The sequence below is a fragment of the Streptomyces sp. NPDC005263 genome (genome assembly GCF_042872365.1).
In the GTDB taxonomy this organism is placed as follows: domain Bacteria; phylum Actinomycetota; class Actinomycetes; order Streptomycetales; family Streptomycetaceae; genus Streptomyces.
In genome coordinates, this window is sequence record NZ_JBIAKJ010000003.1 from 1069177 (window position 1) to 1077870 (window position 8694).

At 69.7% G+C, this 8694-nt stretch carries 10 protein-coding genes; 8 read left to right on the forward strand and 2 right to left on the reverse strand.

The annotated features are described in order from the left end of the window. Nucleotides 1–120 precede the first annotated feature (120 nt). The 6 genes from ACFYRY_RS18550 to ACFYRY_RS18575 all read left to right on the forward strand — a co-directional run bounded on the left by ACFYRY_RS18550 (nucleotide 121) and on the right by ACFYRY_RS18575 (nucleotide 6498). A complete protein-coding gene (locus ACFYRY_RS18550; RefSeq protein WP_389146152.1) occupies nucleotides 121–1350 on the forward strand; it encodes an Ig-like domain-containing protein in 1230 nt (409 codons plus the stop codon). A 185-nt stretch (nucleotides 1351–1535) separates the two neighbouring features. Continuing rightward, a complete protein-coding gene (locus tag ACFYRY_RS18555) occupies nucleotides 1536–2771 on the forward strand; it encodes an Ig-like domain-containing protein (RefSeq protein ID WP_389146155.1) in 1236 nt (411 codons plus the stop codon). Nucleotides 2772–2858: 87 nt separating this feature from the next. Then, complete coding sequence (locus ACFYRY_RS18560; protein ID WP_356771539.1) at nucleotides 2859–3626, forward strand: enoyl-CoA hydratase-related protein; 768 nt, start codon at nucleotides 2859–2861, stop codon at nucleotides 3624–3626. A gap of 259 nt (nucleotides 3627–3885) precedes the next feature. Continuing rightward, complete coding sequence (locus ACFYRY_RS18565) at nucleotides 3886–4389, forward strand: ATP-binding protein (protein WP_389146159.1); 504 nt, start codon at nucleotides 3886–3888, stop codon at nucleotides 4387–4389. A 130-nt stretch (nucleotides 4390–4519) separates the two neighbouring features. Beyond that, nucleotides 4520–5317, forward strand: coding sequence for a polysaccharide deacetylase family protein (locus ACFYRY_RS18570; protein WP_389146162.1), 798 nt, complete (start codon nucleotides 4520–4522; stop codon nucleotides 5315–5317). Next, complete coding sequence (locus tag ACFYRY_RS18575; protein ID WP_389146165.1) at nucleotides 5317–6498, forward strand: YncE family protein; 1182 nt, start codon at nucleotides 5317–5319, stop codon at nucleotides 6496–6498. Before ACFYRY_RS18570 ends, ACFYRY_RS18575 begins: the two co-directional genes overlap by 1 nt. A 7-nt stretch (nucleotides 6499–6505) precedes the next feature. On the opposite strand, the gene ACFYRY_RS18580 is transcribed toward ACFYRY_RS18575, so the two are convergent. After that, entirely contained in the window at nucleotides 6506–7156 is a 651-nt protein-coding gene (locus tag ACFYRY_RS18580) for a GNAT family N-acetyltransferase (RefSeq protein ID WP_389146168.1), read from the reverse strand. A 47-nt stretch (nucleotides 7157–7203) separates the two neighbouring features. Between ACFYRY_RS18580 and ACFYRY_RS18585 the strand changes: the two genes are divergently transcribed. Both ACFYRY_RS18585 and ACFYRY_RS18590 read left to right on the forward strand, forming a co-directional pair. Beyond that, nucleotides 7204–7605 carry a hypothetical protein gene (locus ACFYRY_RS18585; RefSeq protein WP_389146171.1) on the forward strand — a complete coding sequence of 134 codons (402 nt, stop codon included), beginning with the start codon at nucleotides 7204–7206 and terminating at the stop codon, nucleotides 7603–7605. A 95-nt stretch (nucleotides 7606–7700) separates the two neighbouring features. Continuing rightward, on the forward strand, nucleotides 7701–7913 hold the full coding sequence (locus tag ACFYRY_RS18590; RefSeq protein ID WP_362449624.1) for an EF-hand domain-containing protein: 213 nt from the start codon (nucleotides 7701–7703) through the stop codon (nucleotides 7911–7913). 84 nt (nucleotides 7914–7997) lie between these two features. Here the strand turns inward: ACFYRY_RS18590 and ACFYRY_RS18595 are convergent, their stop codons facing one another. After that, complete coding sequence (locus ACFYRY_RS18595) at nucleotides 7998–8555, reverse strand: glycoside hydrolase family 25 protein (RefSeq protein WP_389146175.1); 558 nt, start codon at nucleotides 8553–8555, stop codon at nucleotides 7998–8000. Nucleotides 8556–8694: the final 139 nt, after the last annotated feature.

Below are 8694 nucleotides of genomic sequence, written 5' to 3' on the forward strand. Positions count from 1 at the left end.
GGAATAGGGCGTACGGCGTCCCGGTCGTGACACCCTCTCGTGTCGTTCTCCCCACTGTTCTGCCCAACGCTTGGCTCGCACTCACGTTTCCCAGGAGCATGCCCGATCGTTGGGGTCGTCGTGAGGCACGTAACTGGGCGCGCAGGGCGCGTGGGGGTCGCACTGGCCGCCGTACTGACAGGGGCAGCACTGCTCGCCGGAGTCGCCGGCTGTACCGCGGACGGCACCGGCCGCGTCGGCGTCGGGGAGCTCGGCAAGCCTCCGGCACCCGAGCACGTCATCCGCGTCTTCCCGGACGACGGCACCCGGGACGTGATGCCCGGGGAGAGGCTGTGGGTACGGGTGCCCAGCGGGCGTCTGGAGTCGGTCAAGGTCGTCAAGGTGCAGGACGCGCAGGAGTCACCGGTCCCCGGGCACCTCTCCGGCGACCGGCTCAGCTGGCACCCCGACGAGGAGAAGCTCGGTCTCGCCGCCGAGTACACCGTCGACGCGGTCGCCCTGGACGGCCACGGCCGCCGCTCCGCCCGGCACACCACCTTCACCACGAAGGTCCCCGAGGAGCGCTTCATCGGGTACGTCACTCCCGAGAACCGCTCCACCGTCGGCACCGGAATGATCGTCTCGGTGGAGTTCAACCGGGAGATCGAGCACCGCGCCGCCGTCGAACGGGCCGTCAGCGTCACCGCGCGCCCGCCCGTGGAGATCCGCCCGCACTGGTTCGGCAAGGGCCGCCTCGACTTCCGCCCCAAGCGGTACTGGAAACCCGGCACCCACGTCACGGTCTCCCTGCGGCTGCGGGACGTCGAGGGGGCGCCGGGGGTCTACGGCCTCCAGTTCAAGACGTTCTCCTTCACCGTCGGCCGCAGCCAGGTCTCCCTGGTGGACGCGGCCCGGCACACCATGGAGGTCCGGCGGGACGGCGCCCTCGTCGCCACCGTGCCGATCACCGCCGGCGCCCCGCGGACCACCACGTACAACGGCAGGATGGTCGTCACCGAGATGCTGGAAGTGACCCGGATGAACAGCCGCACGGTCGGCTTCGGCGGCGAGTACGACATCCCGGACGTCCCGCACGCCATGCGCCTGACCGACTCCGGCACCTTCCTGCACGGCAACTACTGGGCGCCGGACGCCTTCGGCCAGGTCAACGTCAGCCACGGCTGTGTGGGCCTCAGGGACGTGAAGGGCGGTGGTTCGGACACACCCGCGGGCTGGTTCTTCGACCGCAGCCTGATCGGGGACGTCATCGAGGTCGTCCACAGCAATGACAAGGAGGTCGCTCCCGACAACGGGCTCGGCGGCTGGAACATGGGCTGGAAAGCATGGAAGGCGGGCAGTGCGGAGAAGTAGACCCCAGGGGGAAAGGGAGAAGTAATCCCCCAGGGGGGAAAGGTGGTCGGAGTTTCCGTTGATGTTGGGACGGAACGGTGACCTTTGGCTCACACGAAGCTCAAAACCCTCCGGTTAATATGCGCCGATGCGCGTGCAGCGCACATGGGGCGCGGGCCTGACCAGGCCCGTCGAGGGGAGCAGACTTGAACGTGCGACCGATATCGGGGGCGTCGGTTGACGCGCGGGACCGAGGTGGCAGGGGGCCGTTGGCGCTGGTGCTCGGTGTCCTGCTGCTGGCGGTCACGGCGTGCGGCGGAGGTGACGACTCCGGCCCGGGGTCGGGTGAGGGCAAGGGCGGGGGCGCCGGGGCGGCCGAGCAGTCGCGGGCCGTCGTCACCATCGCCCCCGAGGACGGCGCGAAGTCCGTCGACACCAGCGGCGCCCTGGAGATCGGCGCCGCCCAGGGCAAACTGATCGAGGTTCAGGTCAAGGACACCAAGGGCGCCGCGATATCCGGGAAGATAACCGGCGGCGGCGCCTCCTGGACGCCGTCCGCGCACCTGGCCTCGGGCACCAAGTACAGCGTGCACGCGGTCGCCAAGGACTCCGAGGGCCGGACCAACGCCAAGGACTCCAGCTTCACCACTCTCACGCCGAAGAACACGTTCGTCGGCAGCTTCACGCCCGAGGACGGCTCCAAGGTCGGCGTGGGCATGCCGTTCTCGATCCGCTTCACCCGGGGTATCACCCACCCCGAGGACATCGAGAAGGCGATCAGCGTCAAGACCGAGCCGGCCGTCGAGGTCGCGGGCCACTGGTTCGGCAACGACCGCCTCGACTTCCGTCCCGAGAAGTACTGGAAGGCCGGCACCAAGGTGACGGTGAAGCTGAACCTCGACGGCGTCCAGGGCCGTGACGGCGTCTACGGCAAGCAGGACAAGACCGTCTCCTTCACCATCGGCCGCAACCAGGTCTCCGTCGTCGACGCCGACAAGCTCACGATGAAGGTCATGCAGGAGGGCAAGGTCGTCAACACCATCCCCGTCACCACCGGCAAGTCCGGCTACGACAGCTGGAACGGCCAGATGGTCATCAGCGAGAAGCTCGCCGTGACCCGGATGAACGGCGACACGGTCGGCTACGGCGGCGAGTACGACATCAAGGACGTACCGCACGCCGCCCGCCTGACCACCTCCGGCACCTTCATCCACGGCAACTACTGGGGCGGCGACGCCTTCGGCAACTACAACGCCAGCCACGGCTGCATCGGCCTGCGGGACGTCAAGGGCGGCTACGACAGCGGCGCACCGGCCGCCTGGTTCTTCAACCACTCCATGATCGGCGACGTGGTGGTCGTGAAGAACTCCGACGACGCGACGGTCGCCCCGGACAACGGGCTCAACGGCTGGAACATGTCGTGGGAGAAGTGGACGGCGTGAGGCGCGGCGGGTGAGGCCGGCGTCACGGGCCGGGTGTGACCGACCGCACCCAGCCCGTCGCCGTCGGTCCCCCTTAACCTGACCTGCATGACCGTGAATCTCGAAGTCGCCGAAGGCGTCGGCACGATCCGCCTCGACCGCCCGCCGATGAACGCGCTGGACGTGGCCACCCAGGACCGGCTCAAGGAGCTCGCCGAGGAGGCCACGCGGCGCGCGGACGTGCGTGCCGTGGTGGTGTACGGCGGGGAGAAGGTGTTCGCGGCCGGCGCGGACATCAAGGAGATGCAGGTGATGGACCACGCCGCGATGGTCCTGCGCTCCCGCGACCTTCAGGACGCGTTCACCGCCGTGGCCCGCATCCCCAAGCCGGTGGTGGCGGCCGTCACGGGGTACGCCCTGGGCGGCGGCTGCGAACTCGCGCTCTGCGCGGACTTCCGTATCGCCGCGGACGACGCCAAGCTGGGCCAGCCCGAGATCCTGCTCGGTCTGATCCCGGGCGCCGGCGGCACCCAGCGGCTGTCCCGGCTGATCGGCCCGTCCAAGGCGAAGGACCTGATCTTCACCGGCCGGATGGTGAAGGCGGACGAGGCGCTGACGCTCGGCCTGGTGGACCGGGTCGTCCCCGCCGCCGACGTGTACACCGAGGCGCACGCCTGGGCGGCGAAGCTGGCCCAGGGGCCGGCGCTCGCGCTGCGCGCCGCCAAGGAGTCCATCGACACGGGCCTGGAGACGGACATCGACACGGGCCTGGCGGTGGAACGGAACTGGTTCGCGGGCCTGTTCGCCACGGAGGACCGGGAGCGCGGAATGCGCAGCTTCGTCGAGGAGGGACCCGGTAAGGCGAAATTCCTTTGAACCGCTTGCAATTGATGTGATGTCTGACCGGGCCCCTCGATGGGGCGGTTTATCGGAGTCATGAGGCCCCCGTGAACTGCCGTGTCGAGGGAGTTCGTCGATTGCCTCCGGCCGAGTCCGGTCACAGGTCAGCAGGGATGTTCAGCGCTTCTGGGTGCCCTTGACATATGCCGATCGGCTTCTGCGGAATAACGAATTCCGGAGAGTGTATTCCGCAGGAACAGCCCCGGAGGATGCACCGGGCGGCCATGATGGGGGCATGGCGGGGCTGGAGGATGTCGAACAGCCGCGGGGAGAGAGCCGTGAGACCGCGGCACGATGGTCTCCGGCGGTCGAGGACGAACGCGCACTCAAGGCACTCGAACTGTTCGGCAACCCCACGGAGGCGGAGGTCGTGCTGCCGTCCCGCCCCGAATCCGCGGCCACGGCGCGCCGACTGGCGCAGGTGGTGGTCCTGCGTGAGTGGGGTCTGACGCCCAGGATGACCGAGGACGCCGTCCTGCTCGTCTCCGAACTGGTCGGCAACGCCGTCCGCCACACCGGCGCCCGCGTCTTCGGCCTGCGCATGCGCCGCCGCCGCGGCTGGATCCGCATCGAGGTCCGCGACCCCTCCCGCGGCCTCCCCTGTCTGATGCCGGTCCAGGAGCTGGACATCAGCGGCCGGGGTCTGTTCCTCGTCGACAAGCTGTCCGACCGCTGGGGCGTGGATCTGCTGCCGCGCGGCAAGACGACCTGGTTCGAGATGAGGGTGGCGGACCGCTGACGGGCACCGCCACGGTCGGACGGGAGGCCGGCGGTGCGGGGTGCCGCGCACGTGACGGGGCCGAGGTCCCCTCCGTCTGACGGGCCGCCAATCGGGCCAATCGCCCGTTTCTCCACATGTGCCCCTTTAAATGGTGCGGGTGACCACGACCGACCGCCGGACGGCGCTCCGCACAGGCGTCGCCCTAGTCGCGGCAGGCGCACTGACCGCCGACTGCACCCCCCACGGAGCCGCCGCCCCTCCGACCCCCAGCACCCACCCGGCCCCCGCCGCTCACCCGGCCCCCGCCACCCAGCTGCCCGCGCCCGTCCCGCGCCGCTTCCCCGCCCAGCCCGTCCAGCTCACCCACGGACCCCGCACCCGCCCCCGGGTCGCCCTCACCTTCCACGGCCAGGGCGATCCCGGCATCGCCCGCTCTCTGCTCGGCGAAGCCGAACGCGCGGGCGCCCACGTCACCGTGCTGGCCGTCGGCACCTGGCTCGACGACCACCCCGACATGGCCCGACGCGTCCTCGACGGCGGCCACGACCTCGGCAACCACACCCTCCACCACCTCGACATCAACGGCATGTCCGAGGCCGACGCCCAGGCCGAGATCACCGGCTGCGCCGACCGCCTCAGGCGCCTCACCGGCTCCATCGGCACCTGGTTCCGCCCCTCCCGCGCCATCCGGGCCTCCCCCCTCGTCGAACGCCTGGCCAATCGTGCGGGCTACCCGCACGTCCTGTCCTACGACCTCGACTCCCTCGACCACACCTCGCCCGGCGCCGCAGCCGTCACCCGTCAGGTCCTCGGCGAGATCCGCAACGGATCCGTGGTGAGCCTGCACTTCGGGTTCCCGGACACGGTCGCCGCGCTCCCCGCCGTACTGGAAGAACTCGACCGCCGCGGCCTTCGCGCGGTGACCACCACGGAGCTTCTCAGCTGATGACGCACCGCACCCTCTTCACGCACGCCCTGATCCTCGGTGCCGCCCTCGGCGCGCTCGCCGCTTGCGGGGGCGGGACCGAGGACCGCGCCACCGAGACCCCCGTCTCCAGGGCCGCCGTCCCCGCGCCGATGAAGAAGAAGACCGACGGGCAGCTGCCCGGCATGCCGCCGGTCCTCGATCCCCGGGACGTCTACGCGGCGGACCGCCCGAACCGGCTCTCCCCGGTGGTGAAGGACTTCCCGTCCCGGATCTACGTCCCCAACTCCGAGTCCGACACCGTCTCGGTCATCGACCCCACGACGTACAAGGTCGTCCGGACCATCCCGGTCGGACGCCAGCCCCAGCACGTCGTGCCCTCCTGGGACCTGAAGACCCTCTGGGTCAACAACGACCGCGGTCACACCCTGACCCCCATCGACCCGAAGACCGGCAAGGCGGGCAAGGAGGTGGCGGTGCATGACCCGTACAACCTCTACTTCACGCCCAACGGCAGGTACGCCGTCGTGATGGCCTCCCTCGACCGCGAACTCGTCTTCCGCGACCCGCACACCATGAAGGCGATCAAGACCGAACCCGTCAGCTGCTACGGCGTCAACCACGCCGACTTCTCCACGGACGGCCGGTACTTCATCGTCTCCTGCGAGTTCAGCGGCGAACTGCTCAAGGTCGACACGGAGAAGATGAAGGTCGTCGCGCAGCAGAAGCTGCCGTTCGACGGCGCGATGCCGCAGGACGTGAAGATCTCCCCGGACGGCAAGCGGTTCTACATCGCCGACATGATGGCCGACGGCGTGTGGGTCCTGGACGGCGACAAGTTCACCGAGCCGACCCTCCTGCACACCGGGAAGGGCACCCACGGCCTCTACATCAGCCGCGACTCACGCGAGATGTACGTGACCAACCGCGGCGAAGGCACCATCTCGATCTTCGACTTCACCAAGAACAAGCTCACCAAGAAGTGGCAGTTGCCCGGCGGCGGCAGCCCGGACATGGGCGGCGTCTCCGCGGACGGCAAGGTCCTGTGGCTGTCCGGGCGTTACAACGCCGAGGTGTACGCCATCGACACCCGCACCGGCGCCCAGCTCGCCCGCATCCCCGTCGGCAGCGGCCCGCACGGCCTCGCGGTGTACCCGCAGCCGGGCCGCTACTCGCTGGGGCACACGGGCATCTTCCGCTGAGACACGGTCAGCTGACCCGCCGAGCCCTGGCACTGAGCAGCACCTCGGACCCCACCGGCAGGTAACCGGCCGCCTGGAACGCCCGCAGGCTACGGGCGTTCCCCGCCGAGACCTGGGCCCACACCGGTTCGCCCCCGCTGAGCTGTCGTGCCGCGCCGACCAGCGCACGCCCCAGCCCCCGGTGCCGTACGTCCTCCTGCACCTCGACCGCGACCTCCAGCCGTCCGGCGACCCCGCGTCCCAGGAGGAGCAGGCCACCGTCCGCGGCCCACACCCGCACATCGTCGCGCCGTCTGCGGGAGCTGACGACGCGCGGGTGGCCGGGGTCCTCGATCTCCCGCAGCGTGAGCGGTGGTTCACCGGACAGCGGCAGGCCCACCGTCAGCACGTCGATGGTGTCGCTGGTGCGTCCGGTCCGCTCCATGAAGGCGGAGAGGAAGCGCGCGTTCATGGTCGCGGCCAGCCCGTCGCAGTCGACGGCCCGCACCGCCTCGTGGACCCACCGCGGGTCCTCGTCCGTGAAGACCACGGAGTGCGCGGTGAACGCGAGCACCCCGGCGTCCCGGTCGGACGGCTGCGGGACCACGGTCGTGGAGCCGTCCGCCGGCGGGAATACTCCGTGAGCGGCCGAGTCGAGAATGTCCCGAAGGCTTTCCACCGCAGCTCCTTGAGTCTCCACCCGCTGGAAGGCCCACACTCGCAGACATGATCGACGACGGCACCGGACTTTTCACCATCGGCGAGCTGGCTCAGGCCACCGGGCTGACGGTGCGCACCATCCGCTATCGGACACCTGCCCAGTGCTCCACCCTTCAGGGTGCAGGTGTAGGGCGTCCTCGCCGGGACGACGTACACAAAGTGCTGGCCGGCGAGGCGTTGCGCGCGGGCATCGCCCCCGGGGCGCCGGAAGCGGACGAGGTGCTGCGCTCGATCCTTGGCGACGCCGACCTGGACGCCGTACTGGAGCGCGTGGAGGCGGCCTCGACCAGGCAGCTCGCCCGCTACCGCGAACTGGCGGCCGCCGTGCGGGGACTCGAACCGCAGTCGGCGTACGCCGAGGAGTTCTCCTGGGTGGTCGCCGCACTGCGAGTCCGGGCGGGCGGTTAACCTGACCTGCGTCAGTACGGCAGCACGTCGTGCGCAGCGCTCATGGCCCGCACGTCATGAGCGGCACGAGAAACACGAGAAAAAGGGGCGGATCGGTGGCGGACATCGACGAGGCACGCAAGCACTTCGAGCGGATCGACACGGACGGCGACGGCTTGATCACCGCTGCCGAGTTCAAGACCGCTCTCGCTCAGCAGGGCGACTGGAACGTCACGGAGCCGGTGGCCGAGGCGATCATCAAGAGCCGCGACCTCAACGGCGACAAGGTCCTCTCCTTCGACGAGTTCTGGTCGTACCTGAACAAGTGACGCGAGAAGAACGCGAAGGACAAGGGGCGCCCGTCCGCGACAGGACGGGCGCCCCTCGCGCGAAGTCCGCCGGTCCGGATCGCCTCAGGCTTTGTGGGCCCACTCCCGCAGGGCGGCCTTGCTCGCGAAGTTCGCCACGTTCTTGTCCAGCGGATCGTCGGTGTACTGGTGGAAGCGCCAGTTCGCCTTGATGCGGGGCTTGCCGGCCGTGACGTAGTCGGCGATCCACAGGCCGTCACCGGCGTACGACGTGTCGTCCACATTGAGCCAGTAGCTGCGGTTGCAGTACAGGATGACCCGGTTGTTCGGCCGCAGTGCCCTGACCTTCCGGATGAAGCTGTCCTTCTCCGCGTTGCTCGCGTGCGTGCCCTCGCCGGTCGTCTCCCAGTCGACGGCGAGGATGTCGCCCGCCTTCTCGGGGGCGTGCGAGACGAAGTACTCCGCCTGGGCGGTGAGGTTGCCCGGCCAGAGGAAGTGGTAGAAGCCGACGACCAGACCGGCGTCACGACCGTGCTTCGCCTGTGCGGCGAGTTTCGGGTTGACGTACGAACGGCCCTCCGTCGCCTTGATGAAGACGAAGGAGAGGCCGTCCGTGCCGTAGGACGAGGACTGGTAGGCGCTGACGTCGATGCCACGCAGCATGGGGGCTCCCTGAATGCCTGTGTGTGTGGGGGGGGGGGGGGGGGGGGGGCCGGGAGTTGTGCGGAAACCCCTGGAAAACCAGGCCCGGGGAATTCGACACGCCCCCACCAACCGCCACGCGGCGGGGTGGGGGGAGGGG

What these genes read in the sequence shown, in the direction of transcription:
- ACFYRY_RS18570 (WP_389146162.1), top strand. Translation starts at nt 4,520, where the DNA reads ATGGTGCGGGTGACCACGACCGACCGCCGGACGGCGCTCCGCACAGGC.
- ACFYRY_RS18595 (WP_389146175.1), bottom strand. Translation starts at nt 8,555, where the DNA reads ATGCTGCGTGGCATCGACGTCAGCGCCTACCAGTCCTCGTCCTACGGC.
- ACFYRY_RS18585 (WP_389146171.1), top strand. Translation starts at nt 7,204, where the DNA reads ATGATCGACGACGGCACCGGACTTTTCACCATCGGCGAGCTGGCTCAG.
- ACFYRY_RS18560 (WP_356771539.1), top strand. Translation starts at nt 2,859, where the DNA reads ATGACCGTGAATCTCGAAGTCGCCGAAGGCGTCGGCACGATCCGCCTC.
- ACFYRY_RS18565 (WP_389146159.1), top strand. Translation starts at nt 3,886, where the DNA reads ATGGCGGGGCTGGAGGATGTCGAACAGCCGCGGGGAGAGAGCCGTGAG.
- ACFYRY_RS18575 (WP_389146165.1), top strand. Translation starts at nt 5,317, where the DNA reads ATGACGCACCGCACCCTCTTCACGCACGCCCTGATCCTCGGTGCCGCC.